The sequence below is a fragment of the Pseudotabrizicola sp. genome, from assembly GCF_030684215.1.
Classification (GTDB): domain Bacteria; phylum Pseudomonadota; class Alphaproteobacteria; order Rhodobacterales; family Rhodobacteraceae; genus Pseudotabrizicola.
On the sequence record NZ_JAUXOV010000038.1, the window covers coordinates 135,732 to 159,576 of the forward strand.

Below are 23,845 nucleotides of genomic sequence, written 5' to 3' on the forward strand. Positions count from 1 at the left end.
ACGTCCGCACCGATTCGCCCTTCGCGCCCTCAAGGAGCACCCATGGCCCTGAAAGACACCGACGACGGCAAACCCGAAGCAGACGAGGCCGATGTCTCTCTCGACATGAGCCAGGCCGCCGTCAAGAAGATGATCGCCGACGCGCGGGAGCGTGGCTACATCACTTACGAACAGCTTAATCAGGTCATGCCGCCAGAGCAGGTGTCGTCGGAACAGATCGAAGACGTCATGTCGATGCTGTCCGAGATGGGCATCAACGTGATCGAGGATGACGAAGTCGAAGACGCCGAACCGGTGATCGGTGGCGATCTGGTGGAAACGTCTTCCACCTCACGCGAGGTGGCCGTCGCCGGCAGCACCACCGAAACGCTGGACCGCACCGATGACCCGGTACGGATGTACCTGCGTGAAATGGGCAGCGTGGAACTGCTGTCACGCGAAGGCGAAATCGCCATCGCCAAGCGGATCGAGGCTGGCCGCAACACGATGATCCTCGGGCTTTGTGAAAGCCCACTGACCTTTCAGGCCATCACCATCTGGCGCGACGAACTTCTGAACGAAGATATCCTGCTGCGCGACGTCATCGACCTTGAGGCCACATTTGGCCGCAGCCTTGACGGCGAAGAAGACATGGACGGCGCGATCGGCACCCCCGGCCTCGAAGGCGTAGATGTCACCGCCGCCGCCGCACCACGCCGCACCGAAAGCGCCGAGCCGGAACTCGACGCCGACGGCAACCCGCTGATGGGCAGCGATGACGACGACGATGATGACGAAGCGTCGAACATGTCGCTGGCCGCGATGGAAGCCGCACTCAAGCCAAAAGTGCTTGAAACGCTGGCCGTCATCGCCCGCGACTACGTCAATCTGGCCGACATGCAAGAAGCCCGCATGAGCGCGACACTGTCCGAAAAAGGCAGCTTCTCCGCCACGGATGAAGCCGCCTACCAAAAACTTCGGTCTGAAATCGTGGTGCTGGTGAACGAGTTGCACCTGCACAACAACCGAATCGAAGCGCTGATCGACCAGTTGTATGGCATCAACCGCAAGATCATGACCATCAACTCGGGCATGGTGAAACTGGCCGATGCCGCCCGGATCAACCGTCGCGAATTCATCGACGAATATCAGGGCTATGAGCTGGACCCGTCATGGTGCGACCGCATGGCCGCCAAAGGTGGTCGCGGCTGGCAGGCACTGATGGAACGCTCGCGCGACAAGGTTGAAGAGTTGCGCGCCGAGATGGCCGTTGTAGGCCAGTATATCGGCGTCGACATTTCCGAATTCCGCCGCATCGTCAATCAGGTGCAAAAGGGCGAAAAAGAAGCGCGTCAGGCCAAGAAAGAAATGGTCGAGGCCAACCTGCGTCTGGTGATCTCGATTGCCAAGAAATACACCAACCGGGGCTTGCAATTCCTTGATCTTATTCAGGAAGGCAACATCGGCTTGATGAAGGCCGTGGACAAGTTCGAATACCGTCGCGGCTATAAATTCTCGACCTACGCCACATGGTGGATCCGTCAGGCGATCACCCGGTCGATTGCTGATCAGGCGCGGACCATCCGTATTCCGGTCCATATGATCGAGACGATCAACAAACTGGTTCGCACCGGCCGCCAGATGCTGCACGAAATCGGCCGCGAACCGACGCCCGAGGAACTGGCCGAAAAGCTGCAAATGCCGCTGGAAAAGGTCCGCAAGGTGATGAAGATCGCCAAGGAGCCGATTTCCTTGGAGACGCCTATCGGCGATGAGGAAGACAGCCAGCTTGGTGACTTCATCGAAGACAAGAACGCGATCCTGCCGCTGGACAGCGCCATTCAGGAAAACCTGAAGGAAACCACGACCCGCGTTCTGGCCTCCCTGACGCCACGCGAAGAACGTGTGCTGCGCATGCGCTTTGGCATCGGCATGAACACCGACCACACGCTGGAAGAAGTCGGCCAGCAGTTCAGCGTGACCCGCGAACGCATCCGCCAGATCGAGGCCAAAGCCCTGCGGAAATTGAAGCACCCAAGCCGCAGCCGCAAGCTGCGCAGCTTCCTCGACCAATAACCAAAAGCGCCCCCCGGGGCGCTTTTTCTTAGCTCAGGCACAGAATGCGAAAGCTGCGATACGTCGTTTACAAGATCACCTTCCCAAACGGAAAAATCTATGTGGGCAAGGATATTGGCGAGCCGGGTCACGCCTTGCGGTATTTTGGGTCATGGCACAATGAAAGCGTCGAAGCCGATTTCACCGTCGAAGACCTGCGCGACTTCACACTGAGGAAAACGATCCTGTTTGAAAGTGACGACAAGCTGCTTGTCACGCAAAAGGAGAGCGAGTTCATCCGAACCCTTCGTTCAAACGACCCAGACACCGGCTACAATCGGTCTCATCGCCCGCGCCGGGTCTCGCAGCCGTAGGGCGGGGTTCACCCCGCCATCCCGGCCAAAACCCGCGCCCCGCGCTTGCCCCTCCGGGCAAAACCGATCATTCTGGCCAAAAGCCCGGAGTCGCCCCATGCCCTCATTCCTCTCGCGCCTGTTTGGCAAAACCGAATCCTCGCCCCCCGCCAAAGGCGCCGAGCCGGTCCTGCACAACGACTTCCGCATCATCCCCGCGCCGATCCGCGAAGGCTCTGTGTTCCGCATCGCCGCCCGCGTGGAAAAGACCATCGACGGCACGGTCAAGACCCACCAGCTGATCCGCGCCGACACCCGCAATTCTCTGGAAGAGGCCGCCGAGGCCTCGGTCGCCAAGGCAAAGCAGGCCATCGACCAGTTGGGAGATACCCTGTTTTCCTGAACGCGCCCTTGTAGGCGCGCGCGCTCTGGCCGGGCGCGCCGTTTGCGCACCGCCAGCCCCACGTCAGCCATACCTTTGCCATACGCAAAACAGATGCAAATCCGCCCCGCCTGAGTCCTGCGCGCCACACCCTTCCCCCCCAGATGATGCGGCGCAAACTTCGCCCTAGCCCAAATCACAGGCTTACCCCTATAGTCTGTGGATAAATACCCGGGGTAACACCGGGATTAGAGGCAGGCACATCAACGATCAGCAAGGAGGGGGCCCATGCGCTGCCCATTCTGCGGCAATATCGACACCCAGGTGAAGGACTCTCGCCCGGCAGAGGATCACGTTGCCATCCGGCGGCGGCGTTTCTGTCCGGCCTGCGGCGGTCGCTTCACCACCTATGAACGCGTGCAATTGCGCGACCTTGTGGTGATCAAATCCTCTGGCAAACGCGAGGATTTCGACCGCGACAAGCTGGAGCGCGCCATCCGCATTTCAATGCAAAAACGCCCCATCGATCCCGAACGCATCGACCAGATGATCTCGGGCATCGTGCGCAGGCTGGAATCCATCGGCGATACCGACATCCCGTCGCGCACCATCGGTGATATCGTGATGGAATCCCTCGCCCGCATCGATACGGTGGCCTACGTGCGTTTCGCCAGCGTTTACAAGAACTTCCAGGCGGCTGATGATTTCGACAAATTCGTCAGCGAACTGCGCCCCGGCGAAAAAGCGGAAGAGTGACAGCGACCGATCGCGACACTGACCACATGGCCCACGCCCTCGCGCTTGCCGCGCGGGGGCTTGGCCGCACTTGGCCCAACCCTGCCGTTGGCTGCGTGATTGTGCGCGACGGCCGCGTTCTGGGCCGGGGTTGGACACAACCCGGCGGCCGTCCCCATGCCGAACGCCGCGCGTTGGATCAGGCCGGTGACGCGCAGGGCGCAACCGCCTATGTCACACTCGAACCCTGCGCCCATCACGGCAAAACCCCGCCATGTGCAGAAGCCCTTATCGCTGCCGGGCTCACCCGCGTTGTCACCGCCCTCACAGACCCAGACCCCCGCGTGTCAGGCAAAGGCCACGCCATGCTGCGCGCGGCAGGCATCGCAGTCACCGAACATATCCTTGACGATATGGCACGCCGCCTGAATGCCGGTTTTCTCAAACGCGTGACCCAAGGTCTGCCCTTCGTCACCCTCAAACTCGCCGCCACCATCGACGGGCGTATCGCTACATCAGACGGCGAATCCCGCTGGATCACCGGCCCGCAAGCCCGCCGCTTTGTCCACAGCCTTCGCCTCAACCATGATGCGGTTATGGTCGGCTCCGGCACCGCCCGCGCAGATGACCCAGATCTGACCGCACGCGACATCGGGGCGACGCATCAACCGATCCGCATCCTGCTGGACCGCAACTTGTCCCACCGCCCCGACAGCCGCCTTGGCGCGACAGCGCGTCTGCACCCGGTCTGGATCCTGCATGCGCTCGACGCGCCCGAGCCCGCACAACACGCCTGGGCCGCGACCGGCGCACGCCTGCTACCCTGCACGACAACCGGACCCCATCTCGATCTGTCCGCTGCACTGCGCATCCTCGCCACCCAAGGCATCACCCGCGTTCTGAGCGAAGGCGGCGGCACCATCGCCGCAGCCCTGGTCAAAGCGAGTCTCGTCGATGACCTGATTCACCTGACCGCCGGCAGACTGATGGGCGCTGATGGCACCGCAGCTCTCGGCCCATTTGGCCTGACACAGCTCGCAGACGCTCCCGCGTTCGACCTGCTGACGCACCAGACACTCGGCCCGGACACCCTCACCCATTGGAGGCGCGCCTAAAAGCTTGCTGCTTTCCAAATACTCCCGCGCGGAGCGCATCCACCGCCAACCGCAGTCTCAGCCCTCAAACAGATCGCCCTGCCCCGGAACCTTTGGGGCCTCCAGCCCCAGATGCCGCCAGGCCTTGGCCCCCAGCATACGCCCGCGCGGTGTGCGCAGGATCAGCCCCTGCTGCAAAAGATAAGGCTCGATCACTTCCTCAATCGCATCGCGCGGCTCGCTCAACGCGGCAGCTATGGTTTCCACACCTACAGGCCCACCACCATAATTTTCGGCCAGCAGCACCAGATAGCGCCGGTCCGCGCTGTCCAAACCCAGATGATCCACTCCCAGCCGCGTCAACGCCCGGTCGGCAAGCGCGCGCGAGATCCGCCCGCCTTCCTCAACCAGCGCGAAATCCACCACCCGGCGCAACAACCGCCCGGCAATGCGCGGCGTCCCCCGCGCGCGGCGGGCAATCTCGCGGCAGCCCTCGGGCTCGGCCTGTACGCCCAGAAGCCGCGCGCCACGGGTGACAATCTCATGCAACTCCGCCTCGGTATAGAACTCCAACCGGGTCGGAATCCCGAACCGGTCGCGCAGCGGCGTCGTCAAAAGCCCCAGCCGCGTGGTCGCCCCGACCAGCGTAAAGGGCTGCAACTCGATCCGCACCGTGCGCGCGGCCGGTCCCTCGCCAATCACCAGATCCAGCGCAAAATCCTCCAGCGCCGGATACAAAACCTCCTCCACCACCGGGCTCAACCGATGAATCTCGTCGATGAACAGCACATCGCGCGGCTCAAGGTTGGTCAGAATCGCTGCCAGATCGCCCGGCTTGGCCAGCACCGGGCCAGAGGTCATGCGAAACCCCACTCCCAACTCACGCGCCATAATCTGAGCCAATGTGGTCTTGCCAAGACCAGGAGGTCCATGGAACAGCGTGTGATCCATCGCCTCACCGCGCATCCGCGCGGCCTCGATGAACACGCGCAGATTGGCCCGCGCCTCCGCTTGCCCAATAAATTCGTCCAATCCCTGTGGCCGCAAGGCGCGGTCAGTGTCTTCGGGAAGGCGCTCAGGGCGCAGGGCGGGGTCTGGTTCCAACATGGCGGAACAATCCCCGAACGCCCGCCCTTTTGCAAGCCGCTAGATCAGGCCCAAGGCCCGGATTTCGGGGCAACCTGCCCACCCGCACGCGGCACCGACGACCGCGCCACGCCGCGCATTGCCTCCAACGCAGCAATCCGGTTGGCGGTATTGGGATGGGTGGAAAACAACTTGTCATGGGCATGGGCATGCAGCGGGTTGATGATGAACATATGGGCGATTGCCGGATTGCGCTCTGCAGCGTTGTTGTCGATGCCCTTGGCAAAGGCCTCGATCTTTCGCAGCGCATCAGCCAGCCAGGACGGATTGCCGCAAATCTCGGCACCCACCCGGTCGGCCTCATATTCGCGTGAGCGCGAAATCGCCATCTGCACCAAGGCCGCCGCCAAAGGGGCAAGGATCATCAAGGCAATCGTCCCGATCATCCCACCGGGCCGCTCCCGGCTTCCACCAAAGAACAATGCGAAATTGGCCAACATCGAAATCGCCCCGGCGAACGTCGCTGTGACCGTCATGATCAGCGTATCGCGGTTGCGGATATGGGCCAACTCATGCGCCATCACCGCTGCCACCTCTTGATCGGTCAGCCGCCGCAGCAGCCCCGTGGTCGCCGCCACCGCCGCATTCTCCGGGTTGCGCCCGGTGGCAAAGGCATTGGGCTGGTCGGTGTCGATCACATAAACCTTGGGCCGCGGCATCCCCGCCCCATCCGCCAGCCGGTTGACCATCCGCACCAACCCCGGCGCGCTGGCCTCATCCACAGCCTTCGCCCCGGTCATCGACAACACGGCCTTGTCCGAGTTCCAGTAAGCAAGCACGTTCATCGCCGCTGCGATTGCCAACGCAATCAGTGCGCCGCTGGTCCCGCCCAGCATCGCACCCAACCCCATGAACAGCGCCGTCAGCGCCGCCATCAACATGAATGTCTTGGCGTATCCACCCATTGCAAACCCCTTCCGATCAACCCCCGATATGGGAAATGGCGCAGGCCCTGAAAAGACCTTCGGCCTTCATCTTGGCCAAAATACTCCGAGGGGGCCGCAGGCGGGGGGCAGCACCCCCTACTTCGGCGCAAGCAGTCGCAGCGCCTTGCGGATGATCGTGGCAGTGTCCGCCTCTGGCTCCTCCCCCGCAATCGTGGCGACTGCCTGCGCGGCGTCGCCCTGCCCATAGCCAAGGTTCAGCAGGGCCGACAGCGCATCAGCGGTATAGGCCGCGCGCAACGCATGGCCCTCCCCGGCCCTGCCAGGCTTTTTGGCGGCCGCATGTGCCGGCGCGCGCGCATCCGCTGCGATGTCCTCGATCACGCTATCGTCCACCTCGGCCCGTGCCGACAGGCTGACCCCCGCCGCCATCACCGACGGGGCCTTGGCCTTCAGCTCAAGGATAACCCGCTGCGCCAATTTCGGCCCCACGCCGGGGGCTGCCTGTACCGCGCGGGCATCGCCCAGCGTGATCGCGCGCGCCACTCCCTCTGGCCCCAAGGTGCCAAGGATGGCCAGTGCCGCCTTGGCACCCACACCTTGCACGGTCACCAACAACCGGTGCCATTCCTTTTCCAGCATGCTTGGAAAGCCAAACAGTTGCAGCAGGTCTTCGCGCACCACCAACTCGGTATAAAGCGACACTGCCTCACCCAAAAGTGGCAGCCCAGCCATCGTGCGATCCGACACATGCACGATGTAGCCCACGCCGCGCACGTCGATCAGCACCTCGCCCGTGCCGCGCCAGTCCAACCGACCCGAGATTTTCCCGATCATCCTGCCGCCCTTTTCAACGCGGCCTCAAGCCGGCCTGACGATTGCACATGATGCGCGTGGCAAATCGCGATTGCCAAGGCGTCTGCCGCATCCGGCCCGGCGATCACAACGCCCGGCAAATGCAGGCGCACCATGTGATCCACCTGCACTTTGGCCGCGTGCCCCACGCCCACCACGCATTTCTTCACCGCATTGGGCGCATATTCCCCCACCGCCAGCCCGAACTGCGCGGGCACCAGCAGCGCAATACCACGCGCCTGCCCCAGTTTCAGCGTGGCCACCGCGTCTTTGTTGACAAAAGTATGCTCCACCGCCGCCGACTCCGGCTGCCAGATCCGCAGCACATCGGTCAATTGCGCATGCAGGCTGCGCAACCGTTCGGCCAAAGACCCCTCGGCCCCGTCCGAATGGCATATGCCATTGGCGACATGGGTGATCCGCGCACCGGCCACGTCGATCACGCCCCAGCCAAGGTTTCGCAACCCCGGATCGATTCCCAGAACCCGCATGCCTGCCCCAGCCCCTGTTTTCCAGATTTCCTGCTTTTCCAAGGGTTAGCACGAAAGGGGAACATAGGCCAAGCCAATTCCAGATGCCGGTATTGCCCTGCAATCAGCTTGCCGGTTTGTCACTCAATCGTTATGCACACGCAGCAAAAGCGACCTTCCGCATATCAAGCGCGACGAAACCCTGCCGAAAGCCGCCGAGCCCTTAAAATAAAGGCAATATTGGGGTGGCGCCTCATGCAAATGGCGCATGGCAGCCATGCCAAGACGCCATCTTGCTTTGCGCATGCAGCATTGTTATCTGGCACAATGAGTGCAAAAACGCCTCTCGTATAAGCAGTTTAAAAAGGATAACCGCCATGGCCGCCTATCAGACGTCCCGCACGGCGCCGTTCGGCGCCATCTCGATTTTCCGCGCCGTTCAAGGTGTCGGCAGCATGTTTGCCGCCGTTTCTGCCTGGAACGATGCTCGCATCACCCGCAAGGCCCTGTCCAAACTTTCGGACCGTGAACTTGATGATATCGGGCTGTGCCGCGGCGACATTGAGACCTTGACCCGCTAAGCCAAAGGCTTTGAACAAGGGTTCAGCCGAATGACAAAGGCCGCCGAGCATCGCTCTGGCGGCCTTTTTGTTGGTTTGCCATTCTCAGGCCTGACCGCCCATAATCGGCGCAGTCAAAGCGTCATCTGTCCAGCCGCGCGAACAATGATATCTGACGGGCCAATGCCGTTGTCACCGGATCGGCCTGCATGAGCCAACCGCCAACCCGGTCCACGCCTTGCCCCGACAGCAGCCCCGCGACGCGGGCATCATAGGCAGGTGCGCCCAATTGAAACAGAAACATCGCCTTCAGGGCAGTGCCAAAGACAAGTGCAAGGAACACAGGGCGCAGGACAGGCAGCCGAAATTTGCGGCGATATCTTGGGTCTGACCGGGTGTAGAAGGAACGACCCAGCGTCCCTTCCGCTTCAAAGCCACGGCCTTTTGCGCGCCCATTTTCAATACGCGCAATGCGCATATTGAATTCCGCGATGCTAGGGTCCGACATGACCAGTCTCCACACTCATACGCCCCACAGATGAAGCCTAAGGCGGAAATGTGGCTATAATGGGGCAAAAGTGGCGGCGTTTTGGCGACAATCGCCCGGCTTTGTCTTACAATCGCCGCATAACCAGTGTGGACCACTCACCGATGTCGTCACGCCCGGCCAGTTCATGCCCGGCAGCGACATAGGCCGCCGTGACGGCCTCGGCCTGCACAACCAGCAGACCTGACAGAATGCACAGCCCCCCCGGCGCCAGATGCGCGGCCATTGGCGGGGCCAGTTCGATCAGCGGGCCTTTCAGGATATTGGCAAAGACCAGATCAAACGGCGCGGCCTCGGCCAGACGCGGATGGGCAAAGCCCGCCGCCTCCATACACTCAATGCGGCCATCCAGACCGTTGATCGCCACATTGGCGCGCGCCACATCAACCGCCACCTCGTCGATATCACTGGCCAACACCAGCGCATCAGGCAGAACCGCCGCCGCCGCCATCGCCAGAACCGCCGTTCCGCAGCCGATATCGGCCACGCGCGCAGGCGCAAAGCCCCCGGTGAACAGGCGGTCAAAGGCGCGCAGACAGCCCAGAGTCGTGCCATGGTGCCCGGTGCCAAAGGCCACCGTCGCCTCGATCTGCAAGGCCACGCGGTCCGGCCCCAGATCCGCCGCGCGGTCGGCATCATGACTGCCGAACACAAAGAACCGCCCCGCATCCACCGGCGACAATTCGCGCCGCACCTTGGCCACCCAGTCAATTTCGGGCAGTTCCGAAATGGCAAAAGGCTTGGCCCCATGTGCGACGCCAAGCGCATCCAGCATCCCGGCATCGGGCTGGTCAAGGAAGTAAGACCCCACCTCCCACAGCCCGGAATCGTCCTCGATCTCAAACGCGCCCACGCCGTAGGGGGCCGGTTCCATCGTCTCGATCGCCTCGGCCAAAGCCTTGGCGGCGGCCTCACCCGGCAGGGTGGTCAGTGCGGTAAAGGTGCGCTGTGCATGTTCGCTTACGCTAAAGGGCGTGGCCCCAAACGCTTGCGCCAACACGTCCAGCAGCGCCGCACTGGGTTCTTTGGCAAACAGCGCCACCACACGGGCCAGACCGGGCGTTTCCGCCTCGTCATAAATTTCGACCTCCAGCGGCTCTGGCTGCATCCGCTCCAACGCCTGCGCCAAGGCTTCGGCGGCATCATCACCGGCAATGGTGGTCAGGACGGTATAGGTGGGCATGGCAAAACCTCGGACAAGTGCGCCTCAGGGCCTAGCCGCCGCCGCCCGTGGCGTCAAGCCGAGTGCCACCGCCCCGTCCGCGCAACACCCGCAAGACCACGCTGACCAGACGGCGCGGGCCAAGATCAGCGTAATCCATCTCACCAGCCAACAGCGCCAGATAGCGGCGCTGAAAATGATCAGACGACGCAAGCGCGCGCAGCAGGCGGGGTTGCAACAGCGGGTGATAGACCAGTCTTGCCAGCAGCCGTGCCCGCACAAGCTCGGCCCGGATCGGTCGCATCCGCACCTGATACCGCCTGAGCGCAGTTTGCGGCGCGCCCGCCGCCAGCGCTTCTGCTGCCGCTTCTGCCGCCAGTTGCCCCGACAGGATCGCCCAGCCAATCCCTTCGCCCGTGATCGGATCGACCAGCCCCGCCGCATCGCCCGCCAGCAGCACTGCACCCCGACCCGGCACCGCGTTAGAGGCACCTGACGGCAAGTGATGCCCCTTGATCTTGACCGTCGCCGGGTCGACGCCGCGCGCGCGCAGCCAGTCGTGGAACCGCGGGCGCAGGTCCTTGTCCTGCACCGAGACGCCACCGATGCCCAGCGTGCGGCCACCGGTTTTCGGGAAGACCCAGCCGTAACCCCATGGCAACGCGGTCATGTCCAGCTCTGTATCCGGCCCCGGACCGCCCGGCACCTCTGCCTCCAGCGCAAAGCCGATGGTGGCGGGGTCAAAGGCCCGGCCAAACAGCGCCCGCGCCACCGCTGAATGCACGCCATCAGCCCCAATCACCACCGGCGCGGTCAGCACCCGCCCATCCGCCAGCACCACCCGCCCCGCGTCTGGCACGCAGTGCGCCATACGATGGCCGCAATAATCCACCGCGCCCGCTTCTATCGCACGGGCACGCAGGGCCGCATCAAACCCCGCCCGCATGGTCATGTAAATCGCCGGGGCCTGCTCCAGCCGGGCCAAGGTCTCAGTACCGTTGGAAAACCGCACTGTCCGGCTGATGTGGAACAACCCCGCTGGCAGATCACCAAACACTGCACAGGCATAGCCATGCGCGCGCGCCGTCACCCCGCCGCCGCACAGCTTGTCACGCGGAAACGCCGCCTTGTCGATCAGCGCCACCCGCAACCCCGCACGGACAGCGGTGATAGCCGCAGCAGAGCCCGCAGGCCCCGCCCCGATCACCAGCACATCAAAGCCGGGCGGCGCCAAGATCAGGCCGAAACGCCGGTGCCAATCGGGCAGGTCACGCCCGTTCCCCCAATGCCGCAATAGCCGTTCGGGTTCTTTTGCAGATACTGCTGATGATAGTCCTCGGCGAAATAAAACACTGGCGCGGGCAGGATTTCCGTCGTGATGCCCCCGCGCCCTGCCGCGTTCAGTGCCGCCTGATACACCACTTTGCTCGCCTCGGCCGCCTGCGCCTGCGCGTCGGTATAGGTGTAGATACCCGACCGATAGGTGGACCCCATGTCATTGCCCTGCCGCATGCCTTGGGTCGGGTCGTGGCCTTCCCAGAACAGCTTGAGCAACTGGTCAAAAGACACAACAGCCGGGTCAAAGATCACCCGAACCACCTCATTGTGCCCGGTCAACTGGGTGCAGGTTTCCTTGTAGGTGGGGTTCGGCGTATAGCCCGCAGCGTAGCCTACCATGGTCAGCCACACTCCGGGATGCTGCCAGAACTTGCGCTCCACTCCCCAAAAGCAGCCCATGCCGAACATCGCTTCTTCCATACCTTCGGGCACCGGCGATTTCAGCGGCAAGCCGGAAATGAAATGCGTCTCTGCGGTCGGCAGCGGCTCTGCCCGGCCCGGAAGCGCGTGTTTGGGGTCAACCATCTGCGATTTGGTGCGGTTCATGAAGAACATCTTGAAACTCTCCTAAAGCCAGACTGGTTATATAGGGTAAGCCGCACGAAACGCCACTCACTGTGCAGCGACAGGCAGCCCCCGGCCAAAAATCGTCTCATAGCCCGGTTCGGGGTGACGCGGAATCAGCAACACCAGTCCCAACGCAATCAGCGCCATACCCGCCCCCAAAAGGAATACGTAATCGGGCGAGGTGGCCCAAAGATACCCCATCGCCGCCGGCAAAAACACTGCCGCGATGTGGTTGATGGTGAACGACACCGCCGCTGTAGGGGCAATATCCGCCGGATCAGCGATTTTCTGAAAATAGGTGCGCAACGCAAAGGACAGCGCAAAGAACATCTGGTCGGCGATATACAGCGCGCCCGCAATCACGATGCCCCAGCCAAACCAGTAAATCCCACCGTAGAACAGGAACACCAGCGTCAGCCCGGTGTATTCAAACGCCATCACGCTGCGCTCGCCAAAGCGGCCAAGTGCGCGGCCCATGGCGGGGGCGGCAACCATCTGCAACACATAGTTGATCAGCAAAAGCGCCGTCATCTCTGACACTTTCATGCCAAAGCGTTCCACCATCATGAAGCCGGCAAAGACCACAAAGATCTGCCGCCGCGATCCGGCCATGAATTGCAGCGCGTAAAACAGCCAGTAGCGCCGGCGCAAAACGATGGAATTGCGCTGTTTGATCGGGTTCACAAACTGCGGATAGGCCAATGCCGCGAATAGCGTCAGCGCAATCGTCGCCCCGCCAGACACCATATAAACAGTATCGTAGGTCAGATTGAACCGGTCCCACATCAGCACTAGCAGACCGTAGGCCAGCAGCGCCGCCCCAGATCCCACCGCCACGATGCGCCCCAACACCTGCGGCGCGCGCGATTTCTCGACCCATTGCAATTGCAGCGACTGGTTCACCGTTTCAAAATAATGAAACCCGATCGACGACAGCAAGGTGACAATCAGCAGCCCGCCAAAGCTTGGAAACCACGCGGTCACCGCCGTGGCCAGTCCCAAAAGGAACAGACTGCAGAGCGCCAACACCTGTTCGCGAAAGATCAGCAACAGCGCGATCACCAGCACGGCCAGCAGGCCCGGAATCTCGCGCACTGTGTGCAGCCAGCCGATCTCCACGCCCGTAAACCCGGCGATTTCAATCACAAAGTTGTTCAGCACCGCCGACCATGTGGCAAAGGCCAGCGGCATCGCCGCTGCCATTACATACAGCAGCGCTTCCGGCCTGCGCCATCGCGGCAAAAGGTGGGCATCATCAAGGGATATACGTTCAAACATACCCAATCTCCTACACCCGAAGCCCGACCGCCGCCAAGGGCGCGATTGTGTTGGATACAGCCCCGCCCTTGCGCATGCCCCGCCCCCCGCTTACCCATAAGAAAAACGAGGACAGCTGCGTGAGCCTTGGTGTGTTTCTGGCGGTCCTCGGGGCGGCCTTTCTGCATGCGCTGTGGAACGCGCTGATCAAACTTGGCACCTCCAAGGTTGGCACGATGGTCATTCTGTCGGTTGTCGAGGTGCCCATAGGCTTGGCCGTTGTGGCCCTGTCGCCGCCGATCAACCCCGCCGCGATCCCTTGGGTCATTGCCGCAGGCTGCACCCATTTCGCCTACAAGTTTTTCCTGACTTACGCCTATGACCGGGGCGATCTGTCCCGCGTCTACCCCATTGCGCGCGGGGCGGCCCCGATGGTTGTGGCGCTGGCGGGGGCCATGATGCTGCCCGATGCGGTCAGCGCGCGGCAGTATGTTGCCATTGTGGTGTTGGGCCTTGGCATCCTGCTCATGGCGCGCGGTGTGTTTTCCAGTGGCGAGAACCGCCGGATGCTGCCCTTTGCCCTTGGCTCTGCGGCCGCAACTGCAACCTACACGATGATTGACGGCATGGGCGCGCGCATATCGGGCGCGCCTGCCGCCTATGTGGCTTGGGTCTTTGTGGCCGACGGGATTATCTTCACCCTCGGCATGCTCGCCCTGCGCGGCACGTCAGTTGTGCCGCGGGATCGCAGGGCGTGGGGGTTTGGCTCGGTCGCCTCAGCCGCCAGCTACGCGGCCTACGCCGTTTCCATCTGGGCCATGACCATCGCCCCAATCGCCGTGGTCGCGGCCTTGCGCGAAACCTCGATCCTGTTTGCGGTGCTGATCGGCTGGATCGCCTTTGGCGAAAAGATGAGCGGCGAAAAAGCCGTTGCCGCCGCCGTCATCGTTGCCGGAGTGCTGCTGACCCGGCTTTAGCGCCGGCCCAACCGTTCGGGGATCACCTGCTGGGCGATCCCGGCAAAGGTCAGGTAAAGCGAGGTCACAATCAGCCCCCAATGCGCCCATGACGCGGGATGAAAGTCTACAAAGGCCGCCCATCCGGCAAACACCACCCACAAAAGCGACACTGGCAGCGAGATGTTGCGCCACCGTTTCGTGCGCGTGGGGTGAATGAACTTGAGGTTGCAGAACATCGCCACCGTCAACGCAATCACAATCGCCAGAACCAACCCGGTTCCGGGGGCCACTGCAAACAGCACCAGCACGACCATATTCCAGCAGGCCGGAAAGCCTGCAAAGGATTTATCCTTTGTCTTCATGCGAGTATCGGCGAAATAGATCACCGAGCCATAGACGATCACGATAATCGCAATCCACCCCGTCCACCCCGGCAACAGTCCCGATTTGAACAGGGCATAGGCAGGAATGAACACATAGGTCAGGAAGTCAATTATCAGGTCAAGCAGAACCCCATCGTAATTCGGCCAATTCTTGTCAACCTCATAGCGGCGCGCCAAGGGGCCGTCGATTCCATCGACGATCAGGGCAACCACCAGCCATAGAAACATCAGGCTCCAGTTTTCCTCAACGGCTGCCAGCATGGCAAACATCGACAAAACCGCGCCAGAGGCGGTCAACAGGTGGACGGATAGGGCTTTGTAACGAAGATCCATCGCGATTTGATGGAGCAATCCGTTGTCGGGTGCAACCGCTGTGGCGTGGATCACGCGCGCGGATGTGACTTTTCATAAACTTCCATCAGTCGCGCCGCATCCACTGCCGTGTAAATTTGCGTGGTCGACAGAGACGCATGGCCCAACAATTCCTGAATCGAGCGCAAATCCCCGCCCGCTGACAAAAGATGCGTCGCAAAGCTGTGGCGCATGGCGTGCGGCGTGGCGGTTGCGGGCAGACCAAGCTGCATCCGGGCCTGCTCCATCACTGCCGAGATCAGCCGCGCATTCAACGCACCACCGCGCGCGCCGCGAAACAATGCCTGATCTGCCGCCAGATCAAACGGGCACAGCCGCACATAATCCGCCACCGCCGCCCGCGCGACCGGTAGCACGGGCACCAGCCGGGTCTTGTTGCCTTTGCCGGTGATCCGCAAGACCTCTGGCAGCGGGTGCGCCGCACCGGTCAGGCCAAGGGCTTCGGATATTCGCAACCCGCAGCCGTAAAGCAAAGTCACCACCGCCCGGTCGCGCGCGCCGATCCAGTCCTCAAAGCCCTGATCGGCCACGGTGTCGATCATATCTTGGGCGCCCTCTACCGACAGCGGACGTGGCAGCTTGCGCTTGAACCGTGGAGCGCGGGCCGACAGCACCGTGGTCGCATCCACCCCGTTCCGGTCGGCCACCCAAGCAGTAAAGCTCTTGACCGAACTCAGCGCGCGCGCCAGTGACCGCGCCGACAATCCGCGCGCGCGTTCATGCGCCATCCACGCCCGCAAATCACCCTGTGGCAGCCCCGCCAACCCCGCCAGACCCTCGGTTCCGCCACGATGGATCGCCAGAAAATGCAGGTATCCCGTCACATCACGCAGATAGGCCGCAACCGTATTCTGCGCCGCCCCATGCACCCCCGAAAGCTGCTGGCCCCATGTGGCCAACGCCTCGCGCACCTGGGGCGAGATTGCCGTCATGACAGCCAGCGGCGCATGGTCCGTTCAAACACGCCAGCGAAAAACGCCAGCAAATCCGTGCCATGCGTCGGCTTGAACTGATGCGGGTCTTCGGACCCCATAACCAGCATGCCGGGCAGACGCCCCTTGCCGAAATCCAGCTTCAACAGCGCCTCAGACCGAATCCACCCCGCACGGTCACCATAGATTGCATCCGACGACGGGATCGTCTGGCGCAGCGTCACCGGGCGCAGGGGCACGTTGCGCCCGCCCGACAGATATTCACCGACAAACCCCGGCTCGGCCACAAACAGCACCTCGCCCAGTTTCCGCAGCGCCGGGTCTTCAGCATCCTGCACCGATTCCAACACCAGCCGGATGCAATCCACCCGCAAGGTTGCCGCCACATCCGTCGACAGGTTTTTCAGGAAATCCTCAAAGCTCAGCGGGTCCAGCATCTGCAGAATCGCGCGGTGCACCTGATTTGTCCCGGCCAGATTCTCATAGGCCGCCGCAATCACCGTGCGGTGCGTGTCTTCTAGCCGGTCCAGGCGGTTTTCCAGCCGCTCCATCGCAATGCCACGCAGATCGACGATATTGCTGCCCATGGCCCGCTCGTTCGCGCCGATCAACGCCGCCATCAGGTCGCGGTCTTCGAGAATCGTCTCCGGCTCCGCGATGATGCGGTCACGCAGGTCTTGTTCGATCATGGTAACTTTGTCCGGCTTTTCTTGGTCAATTGTGCCGCACCATAGCGGAAACAGACAAGACTGGCGAAGGATTTCCACGCCGCCCCTGCGCTCACAGCCGCATTCCGCAGCCGTCCTGTATCTGATATGTCGCGCAAACGTGACATAAGGGGGCGACATGACCCATCTATTGATCCTCTACACCGGCGGCACCATCGGCATGGTGCCCGGGCCCGACGGCTTGCAGCCCGGCGCGGGCGTGCTAGAGGCCGCGCTTGCCACTCTGACACCTCCCGGCGTCACCACCAGAGTTGAACACTTCACCCCCCTGATCGATAGCGCCAATATTCGCCCAAGTGACTGGAATCACATGCTCGATCGGATCGATGCGTGGCAGGGCGACGGGGTGATCATCGTGCATGGCACCGACACCATGGCTTATACTGGTGCGGCTTTGTCATCGGCCCTGTCAGACCTGCGCCTGCCCGTCATCCTGTGCGGCTCGATGGCACCGCTGAACACGGGCGGTGATGCCGAGGCCAACCTGTCGCTGGCGCTGACCTCTGCCCTGACCGCACCGGCCGAGGTCTGGTTGGCCTTTGCCGCCCGGCTTTTGCCCGCCGCCGGGCTGGTGAAACAAGACAGCCATGCAGCGGATGCCTTTCGCAGTATCGCTCAAGCCCCCCTGCCGGCACCAGCCCGCCGCTTTGCCGACCGCAGGCTGGCGATCCTGTCGCTTTCCCCCGGCCTGCCCGCCGCCGCGCTTGGCGCCGCCTTGGCCCAGTTGGATGGCGCGGTGCTGCGGGTTTACGGCGCAGGCACCATGATGCAAGATCCTGCCTTACTGCTGGCCCTGCAAAATGCCATCGCCAACGGCAGCCGCCTTCGGGCGGTCAGCCAATGCGAAAACGGCGGGCTGATGCCCGCCGCTTACGCCGCAGGTGCGGCGCTGTGGTCTGTCGGTGTGGACGATGGCGGCATCGAGACGGCCGAACTTGCGCTCGCCCGTCTGTGGCTGTCGCTGTCGTGATTACAGAATTTTCTGGCCGGTCTTGGCCCAGTCTTTCATGAACTGATCCAAGCCCTTGTCGGTCAGGATATGGCTTGCCATCGCCTTGATCACATTCGGCGGTGCGGTCATCACATCCGCCCCGATCAGCGCGCATTGCGTGACGTGGTTCGCCGTGCGCACCGATGCAGCCAGAATCTGGGTGTCATAGCCATAGTTGTCATAGATCTGGCGGATGTCGCTGATCAGCTCCAACCCATCAAGGTTGATGTCATCCAACCGCCCGATGAACGGGCTGATAAACGTTGCGCCCGCTTTGGCCGCCAAAAGCGCTTGATTGGCGGAAAAGCACAGGGTCACGTTGACCATGAAGCCTTCGCTCGACAACACTTTACAGGTTTTCAACCCGTCCCAAGTCAGCGGCACCTTGACCGCGATATTCTCGGCGATCTCGGCCAGCTTGCGGCCCTCGGCGATCATATCTTCTGCCTTCAGCGCCACCACTTCTGCGGAAACCGGGCCCGAGATGATCGAACAGATCTCTTTGGTCACCTCCAGAATATCGCGGCCGGATTTCAGAATAAGCGACGGGTTGGTGGTGACACCATCCACCATGCCAAGGTCGTTCAGCTCGGCGATCGCCTCAACATCGGCGGTATCTACGAAAAATCTCATGGGACGCGTCCTTCGATGGGTTGCGAGGGGTTCGATGGGGGTTTACCCCATGACAGAGCAAAACAAAAGATAGGTGTGAGCGCTAACAGTGGCAGATCGAACCTATTCTACAGGCCAAACTGTCGGGGTGCTGACAACCGAAGCCCTCGGGCGGTCGGGCCTTGGGGTGCTGGATTACCGCGCGCCCGAAGGTGGCTGCGGGGATGGCGATTTTGTCGAGGTGCCGCTTGGCCCGCGCAAGGTGCTGGGCGTGGTCTGGGGGCCGGGCGAGGGCCGCTTTGATCCGGCCAAACTGCGCAGCATCGCACGCGTTCTGGATGCAAGGCCGATGCGGGCGGAACTGCGCAGCTTTCTGACCCGCGCCGCCGACTACACCCTCACCCCCCTGCCTGCCATGCTGCGCCTTGCCACTCGCGCGCCGGGGCTGATGTCGGGCGCTGCCACCCGGCGGATCTACCGCCTGTCCGGCCCGGTGCCGAACCAGCTGACCGACGCCCGCTTTCGCGTGATCGAGGCGTTGCGTGACTATGGCGGTGCCGCAGTAACGCTCGCCGAACTGACCGAAGCCGCAGGCTGCACCGCTTCCGTCGTCAAGGGTCTGGTGGCCAAGGGCGTGCTGAGCGAGGAAGACGCGCCCAAAGACACCCCCTACCCGCCCCTGAACGCCCGCGCCGATGGCCGGCTGGCGGGTGATCAGATCGCTGCAGGCGACGCGATGGTCGCTGCCGTGGACAGGGGGGATTACTCCTGCACCCTGCTGAAAGGCGTGACGGGTTCGGGTAAAACCGAGGTCTATCTGGAAGCCGTGGCCGAATGCCTGCGCAAGGGTCGGCAGGCGCTCGTCCTCTTGCCCGAAATCGCCCTGACCGCCGATTTCCTGACCCGCGTGCAGGCCCGTTTCGGCGCGCGGCCCGCCGAATGGCACTCTGGCGTGACCATGACCGAACGCCGCCGCTTGTGGCGCATGGTGGCCGAAGGGGGGGCATCTTTTGTGGTGGGCGCACGGTCGGCGCTGTTCCTGCCGTTTCAGGATCTTGGCCTGATCGTGGTGGATGAAGAGCACGACACCTCATACAAACAAGAGGAAGGCGTGCTGTATAACGCCCGCGACATGGCCGTGCTGCGCGGCGCGATTCAGGGCTGTTCTGTGGTGCTGGCCTCGGCCACGCCATCGCTGGAATCCTGGGCCAATGCCGATGCGGGCAAATACCTGCGCCTTGATCTTGGCGCGCGCTACGGCGCGGCCGAAATGCCCGAGATGCGCGCCATCGACATGCGGGCAGAATCGCTGTCGCATGACCGTTTCATCTCGCCCACCCTTGCCGCCGCCGTTACTGCCCGGGTGGCAAAAGGCGAGCAATCGCTGCTGTTTCTGAACCGCCGCGGCTATGCGCCGATCACGCTGTGCCGCGCCTGCGGTCATCAGGTCGGCTGCGACCACTGCGATGCGCGCATGGTCGAACACCGCTTTCTCAAGCGGCTGGTGTGCCACCAATGCGGGGCGACCAAACCCGTGCCAACCGAATGCCCGGCCTGCAAGGTGACCGGCAAAATGGCCGCCGTCGGCCCCGGCGTGGAGCGTCTGGCCGAAGAGGTAACCGCCCGTTTTCCAGATGCCCGGGTGGCGGTGCTGTCATCCGACCTGTTCGGATCAGCCCGCGCGCTGAAAGCCCAGATCGAGACGATTGCAGCGGGCGGCGCCGACATCATCATTGGCACGCAAATCGTGGCCAAAGGCCATAACTTTCCTCTGCTGACCCTCGTCGGCGTCATAGACGCCGACCTCGGGTTGCAGGGATCAGACCTGCGGGCGGCGGAGCGCACCTTTCAGCTGATGCGGCAGGTGGCAGGCCGGGCAGGCCGGGCAGAGCTGCGCGGCACTGCCCTGCTGCAAACCCACCAGCCCGATCACCCGGTGATCCGCGCAATCCTTGGCGGCGATGAAGAAGCGTTCTGGAAGGCCGAAGCCGCCGAACGCCTTGCCGCAGGCGTGCCGCCCTACGGCCGGATGGCCGGCATCATCCTGTCTGGCCCGGATGTGGCACAAGTCTTTGACATCGGGGCTGAACTCGCCCGGCGCGACGGCCCGCTGCGCCAGATCGGCGCACAGGTCTTCGGCCCCGCCCCCGCCCCCATCGCCCGCGTTCGCGGCCGCCACCGCGTGCGTCTGCTGGTCAAGGCGGACAAGGGCAGCCAACTACAAGCCGCGCTTACCGCATGGGTCGCCCAAGTAAAGCTGCCTGCCAACCTTCGGCTTGCCATCGACATCGACCCGCAAAGTTTCTACTGACACTGCGCGGGTTGCGGACGCGCTCCGCGCGGGAGTATTTTCAAATCCGCAAACCCCCAACGCGCGCGCAGGATGATTTTCTGCTTCCCAAATACTCCCGCGCGGAGCGCGTCGGTCGATCAGGCCGGGATTGCCTTGTCAGGATCAGCCCAGAACCGTGTCGCAGCGCTTGCATACGCCGGGGTGTTTGTGGTTGCCGACATCGGGCAGGATCTGCCAGCAGCGCTGGCATTTCTGGCCCTGAGCCGCCCCAAACACCACACCGACACCCGGCACATCCGGCAAGGTAAACGCGCCCGGCGGGGCGGCGCCCCAAGTCAACGCGATCGCCGAGGTAATGGTGACCTGCGCCATATCAACTGCTGACAAGGCAGCCTTCAGCGCCGGAGTCTCAACAAAAACCACCGGAGCAGCTTCCAGCGATGAACCGATCACCTTGGCGGTACGCTGCACCTCCAGTGCTGCCGTGACCACGCGGCGCACCTGCCGGACCTGTGCCCATTTCGCGCCCAGCGCATCATTGCGCCATGCGGCCGGGGTTTCGGGGATATCCGTCAGGTGGACCGAAGACTCCTCGCCGGGGAAGCGTTCCAGCCACACCTCCTCCATTGTGAAGACAAGGATTGGCGCAAGCCATGTCGTCAGCCGGTGGTAGAGGATGTCCAGCACCGTGCGCGCCGCGCGGCGGGTAAGGGCATCGGGCGCATCGCAGTAAAGCGTGTCCTTGATGACGTCGAAATAGAACGCCGACAGGTCGGTAGTCGCAAAGGTGAACACCTTCTGGAACACGCCCTGAAAATCATAGCTGGCATAGCCGCTGCGCACGTCCTGATCCAACTCGGACAGACGGTGCAGCACCCATTGCTCCAGTTCCGGCATCTGATCCATGGGCAAGCGCTCGGCCTCATCAAAGCCGTTCAGCGCACCCAGAAGGAAGCGCATGGTATTGCGCAAGCGACGATAGCTGTCGGCCACGCCCTTGAGGATCTCTTTGCCGATCCGCAGATCGACCGTGTAGTCAGACTGCGCCACCCACAGCCGCAGAATATCAGCGCCGTATTCGTCGATCACCTGTTGCGGCGCGACCGTATTGCCCAACGACTTGGACATTTTCATGCCCTTTTCGTCCAGGGTGAAACCATGGGTCAGCACGCCCCGATAAGGCGCGCGCCCCTTGGTTCCGCATGATTGCAACATCGATGAATGGAACCAGCCGCGGTGCTGGTCGGTGCCTTCCAGATACAGATCGGCAATGCCATCGCTTGCCCCATCCTCACGGTCGCGCAGCACGAAAGCGTGGGTAGAGCCACTGTCGAACCACACATCCAGCACATCGAAGACCTGTTCATATTCCACCGGATCGACAATGCCATCCAGCATCTTTTCCTTGAATCCTTGCACATACCAGACATCTGCGCCCTCAGCCTCAAACGCGGCCTTGATCCGGGCGTTCACGTCGGCGTTTCGCAGCAGGAAGTCGGGCGCCTCAGGGCGCGCGCCTTTCTTCACAAAGCAGGTCAGCGGCACGCCCCAGGCGCGTTGGCGCGATAACACCCAGTCGGGCCGTGCCTCGATCATCGAATGCAGGCGGTTGCGTCCGGTCTGCGGGGTCCATTGCACCAACTGGTTGATCGAGTTCAGGGCGCGGGTGCGGATCGTCTCGCCATAGGTCGCCATGCCATCGTCCAGTGTCTTGTCGATTGCGACAAACCACTGCGGGGTGTTGCGGAAAATCAGCGGCGCCTTCGACCGCCACGAATGCGGGTAGGAATGCTTCATCTTGCCCTTGGCCAGCAGCGCCCCCGCCCCGGCCAGCGCGCGGATGTTGGACACATTCGCCGGGCCTTCCTTGCCCTCGGGTGTCAGGATGGCTTGGCCACCAAACACCGGCAGGTCAGCGCGATAGCTGCCATCAGCCTCGACGTTATAGGTCATAGGCAGGCCGAATTTCAGGCCCATCTGATAGTCGTCATCGCCATGGCTGGGCGCGGTATGGACAAAGCCGGTGCCCGCATCATCGGTGACATGATCGCCGGGAAGGAGGGGGACGTCAAAATCCCACTCGCCCGCGCCGCCCTCAATCCCGTGATAGGGGTGGGCGCAGACCATGCCGGCCAGATCCTCGGCCGTTACATCACACAGCCGCCGCACCATTTCTGGCCCCGCCAGTTTTGCCTGTGCAAAGACGCCCTCCGACAGCGCATCAGCAAGGATCAGCCGGTGGCCTATGGTCAGCTGGCTGCTCTCGGGTCGCCCGATGATCTCGTAAAGGCCATAGGCGATGCCCGACCCGAACGAGATCGCGCGGTTCTGCGGGATGGTCCAGGGCGTGGTGGTCCAGATCACCACATCCGTCTTCATCTTGGTAAAAATACTCCCGCCAGAGGCGCCCGACCGAATGACCGGGAACCGCACCCAGATGGTATGCGAGGTGTGGTCGTGATATTCCACCTCCGCCTCGGCCAGCGCGGTTTTCTCCACTGGCGACCACATCACCGGCTTGGATCCCTGATAAAGCGACCCGTTCATGACAAACTTCATGAACTCGTCCGCGATCACAGCTTCGGCGTGGTAATCCATCGTCAGATACGGGCGGTCCCACTTCCCTGTGATACCAAGGCGCTTGAATTCATCGCGCTGGATGTCGATCCAGCCTTCGGCAAAGCGGCGGCATTCCTGACGGAAATCAACGATATCCACATCGTCCTTGTTCAGACCCTTGGCGCGGTATTGCTCTTCGATCTTCCATTCGATCGGCAGACCGTGGCAATCCCAGCCCGGCACATAGCGGGCGTCGCGGCCCATCATCTGCTGGCTGCGCACCACCATATCCTTCAGCACCTTGTTCAGCGCATGGCCGATGTGCAGGTGCCCGTTGGCATAGGGGGGGCCGTCGTGCAGCACGAAAGGCGCGCGGCTTTTGCCCGCATCGCGCAAGCGGTCATAGACCCCCAGCCGCTCCCACCTTGCCAGCCATTCGGGTTCCCGCGCGGGCAATCCTGCGCGCATGGCGAAAGTGGTTTCGGGCAGAAACACAGAGTCGCGGTAATCGGTGGCAACAGTTTCGGTGGCGGCAGTTTCAGGCGTATCGGCGCACATCGGCGAAATCCTTGGAAGGGGGCGTGGAGACAGCGGCCAGAACCGGCCGCGCGCAAGGCAAAGGGCATCCCGGA

General features: G+C 62.6%; 23 protein-coding genes. 9 read left to right on the top strand and 14 right to left on the bottom strand.

From position 1 onward, the window contains the following. The first annotated feature begins 42 nt into the window (after positions 1 to 42). From rpoD to ribD, 5 genes are all read left to right on the top strand, one after another. Positions 43 to 2,055: an RNA polymerase sigma factor RpoD gene (gene rpoD / locus Q8K08_RS06950; protein ID WP_305249608.1), complete on the top strand. Its 2,013-nt coding sequence runs from the start codon at positions 43 to 45 to the stop codon at positions 2,053 to 2,055. Positions 2,056 to 2,099: 44 nt separating this feature from the next. Beyond that, the gene (locus Q8K08_RS06955) at positions 2,100 to 2,408 is read left to right on the top strand and encodes a GIY-YIG nuclease family protein (protein WP_305249609.1); all 309 of its coding nucleotides are present in this window, start codon (positions 2,100 to 2,102) and stop codon (positions 2,406 to 2,408) included. Positions 2,409 to 2,505: 97 nt separating this feature from the next. Next, on the top strand, positions 2,506 to 2,790 hold the full coding sequence (locus Q8K08_RS06960; protein WP_305249610.1) for an HlyU family transcriptional regulator: 285 nt from the start codon (positions 2,506 to 2,508) through the stop codon (positions 2,788 to 2,790). A 267-nt stretch (positions 2,791 to 3,057) separates the two neighbouring features. Further along, positions 3,058 to 3,525, top strand: coding sequence for a transcriptional regulator NrdR (gene nrdR / locus Q8K08_RS06965; RefSeq protein ID WP_304800287.1), 468 nt, complete (start codon positions 3,058 to 3,060; stop codon positions 3,523 to 3,525). A gap of 26 nt (positions 3,526 to 3,551) precedes the next feature. Continuing rightward, positions 3,552 to 4,619, top strand: coding sequence for a bifunctional diaminohydroxyphosphoribosylaminopyrimidine deaminase/5-amino-6-(5-phosphoribosylamino)uracil reductase RibD (gene ribD / locus Q8K08_RS06970; RefSeq protein WP_304800295.1), 1,068 nt, complete (start codon positions 3,552 to 3,554; stop codon positions 4,617 to 4,619). A 57-nt stretch (positions 4,620 to 4,676) separates the two neighbouring features. On the opposite strand, the gene ruvB is transcribed toward ribD, so the two are convergent. The 4 genes from ruvB to ruvC all read right to left on the bottom strand — a co-directional run bounded on the left by ruvB (position 4,677) and on the right by ruvC (position 7,974). Beyond that, the gene (gene ruvB / locus Q8K08_RS06975) at positions 4,677 to 5,705 is read right to left on the bottom strand and encodes a Holliday junction branch migration DNA helicase RuvB (RefSeq protein ID WP_304800285.1); all 1,029 of its coding nucleotides are present in this window, start codon (positions 5,703 to 5,705) and stop codon (positions 4,677 to 4,679) included. Between the two features lie 44 nt (positions 5,706 to 5,749). After that, positions 5,750 to 6,649, bottom strand: coding sequence for a zinc metalloprotease HtpX (htpX, locus tag Q8K08_RS06980; protein WP_304800283.1), 900 nt, complete (start codon positions 6,647 to 6,649; stop codon positions 5,750 to 5,752). A gap of 117 nt (positions 6,650 to 6,766) precedes the next feature. After that, the gene (gene ruvA / locus Q8K08_RS06985; protein ID WP_305249611.1) at positions 6,767 to 7,465 is read right to left on the bottom strand and encodes a Holliday junction branch migration protein RuvA; all 699 of its coding nucleotides are present in this window, start codon (positions 7,463 to 7,465) and stop codon (positions 6,767 to 6,769) included. Continuing rightward, positions 7,462 to 7,974, bottom strand: coding sequence for a crossover junction endodeoxyribonuclease RuvC (ruvC, locus tag Q8K08_RS06990; protein WP_304800279.1), 513 nt, complete (start codon positions 7,972 to 7,974; stop codon positions 7,462 to 7,464). The genes ruvA and ruvC overlap by 4 nt, the downstream gene beginning before the upstream one ends. A 356-nt stretch (positions 7,975 to 8,330) precedes the next feature. Here ruvC and Q8K08_RS06995 point away from each other — a divergent pair, with 356 nt between their 5' ends. Next, on the top strand, positions 8,331 to 8,534 hold the full coding sequence (locus tag Q8K08_RS06995; protein WP_304800277.1) for a DUF1127 domain-containing protein: 204 nt from the start codon (positions 8,331 to 8,333) through the stop codon (positions 8,532 to 8,534). Between the two features lie 121 nt (positions 8,535 to 8,655). Here the strand turns inward: Q8K08_RS06995 and Q8K08_RS07000 are convergent, their stop codons facing one another. The 5 genes from Q8K08_RS07000 to Q8K08_RS07020 form a co-directional block, all read right to left on the bottom strand. Continuing rightward, positions 8,656 to 9,021 (bottom strand): hypothetical protein, encoded by a 366-nt coding sequence (locus Q8K08_RS07000; RefSeq protein ID WP_304800274.1) that lies wholly within the window; start codon positions 9,019 to 9,021, stop codon positions 8,656 to 8,658. Between the two features lie 106 nt (positions 9,022 to 9,127). Continuing rightward, positions 9,128 to 10,057 carry a 50S ribosomal protein L11 methyltransferase gene (locus Q8K08_RS07005; RefSeq protein WP_305249678.1) on the bottom strand — a complete coding sequence of 310 codons (930 nt, stop codon included), beginning with the start codon at positions 10,055 to 10,057 and terminating at the stop codon, positions 9,128 to 9,130. 217 nt (positions 10,058 to 10,274) lie between these two features. Then, a complete protein-coding gene (locus Q8K08_RS07010; protein ID WP_304800272.1) occupies positions 10,275 to 11,456 on the bottom strand; it encodes a geranylgeranyl reductase family protein in 1,182 nt (393 codons plus the stop codon). A 2-nt stretch (positions 11,457 to 11,458) separates the two neighbouring features. Beyond that, positions 11,459 to 12,115 carry a peptide-methionine (S)-S-oxide reductase MsrA gene (msrA, locus tag Q8K08_RS07015; RefSeq protein WP_304800270.1) on the bottom strand — a complete coding sequence of 219 codons (657 nt, stop codon included), beginning with the start codon at positions 12,113 to 12,115 and terminating at the stop codon, positions 11,459 to 11,461. Between the two features lie 57 nt (positions 12,116 to 12,172). Continuing rightward, positions 12,173 to 13,405, bottom strand: coding sequence for an MFS transporter (locus Q8K08_RS07020; protein WP_304800268.1), 1,233 nt, complete (start codon positions 13,403 to 13,405; stop codon positions 12,173 to 12,175). A gap of 119 nt (positions 13,406 to 13,524) precedes the next feature. Between Q8K08_RS07020 and Q8K08_RS07025 the strand changes: the two genes are divergently transcribed. After that, the gene (locus tag Q8K08_RS07025) at positions 13,525 to 14,361 is read left to right on the top strand and encodes a DMT family transporter (RefSeq protein ID WP_304800266.1); all 837 of its coding nucleotides are present in this window, start codon (positions 13,525 to 13,527) and stop codon (positions 14,359 to 14,361) included. Here the strand turns inward: Q8K08_RS07025 and Q8K08_RS07030 are convergent. Genes Q8K08_RS07030 through Q8K08_RS07040 form a run of 3 tightly spaced genes read right to left on the bottom strand, consistent with a single transcriptional unit; the run spans position 14,358 to position 16,719 of the window. Next, positions 14,358 to 15,059 (bottom strand): phosphatidylcholine/phosphatidylserine synthase, encoded by a 702-nt coding sequence (locus Q8K08_RS07030; protein WP_304800264.1) that lies wholly within the window; start codon positions 15,057 to 15,059, stop codon positions 14,358 to 14,360. The two genes, Q8K08_RS07025 and Q8K08_RS07030, sit on opposite strands and share 4 nt — an antisense overlap. 50 nt (positions 15,060 to 15,109) lie before the next feature. After that, the gene (locus Q8K08_RS07035) at positions 15,110 to 16,030 is read right to left on the bottom strand and encodes a tyrosine recombinase XerC (RefSeq protein ID WP_305249612.1); all 921 of its coding nucleotides are present in this window, start codon (positions 16,028 to 16,030) and stop codon (positions 15,110 to 15,112) included. After that, the gene (locus Q8K08_RS07040; RefSeq protein WP_304800260.1) at positions 16,027 to 16,719 is read right to left on the bottom strand and encodes a DUF484 family protein; all 693 of its coding nucleotides are present in this window, start codon (positions 16,717 to 16,719) and stop codon (positions 16,027 to 16,029) included. The genes Q8K08_RS07035 and Q8K08_RS07040 overlap by 4 nt, the downstream gene beginning before the upstream one ends. A gap of 157 nt (positions 16,720 to 16,876) precedes the next feature. Between Q8K08_RS07040 and Q8K08_RS07045 the strand changes: the two genes are divergently transcribed. Continuing rightward, positions 16,877 to 17,728: an asparaginase domain-containing protein gene (locus tag Q8K08_RS07045; protein WP_305249614.1), complete on the top strand. Its 852-nt coding sequence runs from the start codon at positions 16,877 to 16,879 to the stop codon at positions 17,726 to 17,728. On the opposite strand, the gene fsa is transcribed toward Q8K08_RS07045, so the two are convergent. Continuing rightward, a complete protein-coding gene (fsa, locus tag Q8K08_RS07050; RefSeq protein WP_305249615.1) occupies positions 17,729 to 18,382 on the bottom strand; it encodes a fructose-6-phosphate aldolase in 654 nt (217 codons plus the stop codon). Positions 18,383 to 18,470: 88 nt separating this feature from the next. Here fsa and Q8K08_RS07055 point away from each other — a divergent pair, with 88 nt between their 5' ends. Next, entirely contained in the window at positions 18,471 to 20,672 is a 2,202-nt protein-coding gene (locus Q8K08_RS07055) for a primosomal protein N' (protein ID WP_305249616.1), read from the top strand. A gap of 144 nt (positions 20,673 to 20,816) precedes the next feature. On the opposite strand, the gene ileS is transcribed toward Q8K08_RS07055, so the two are convergent. After that, positions 20,817 to 23,771 (bottom strand): isoleucine--tRNA ligase, encoded by a 2,955-nt coding sequence (gene ileS / locus Q8K08_RS07060; RefSeq protein WP_304800252.1) that lies wholly within the window; start codon positions 23,769 to 23,771, stop codon positions 20,817 to 20,819. Between the last annotated feature and the right edge of the window lie 74 nt (positions 23,772 to 23,845).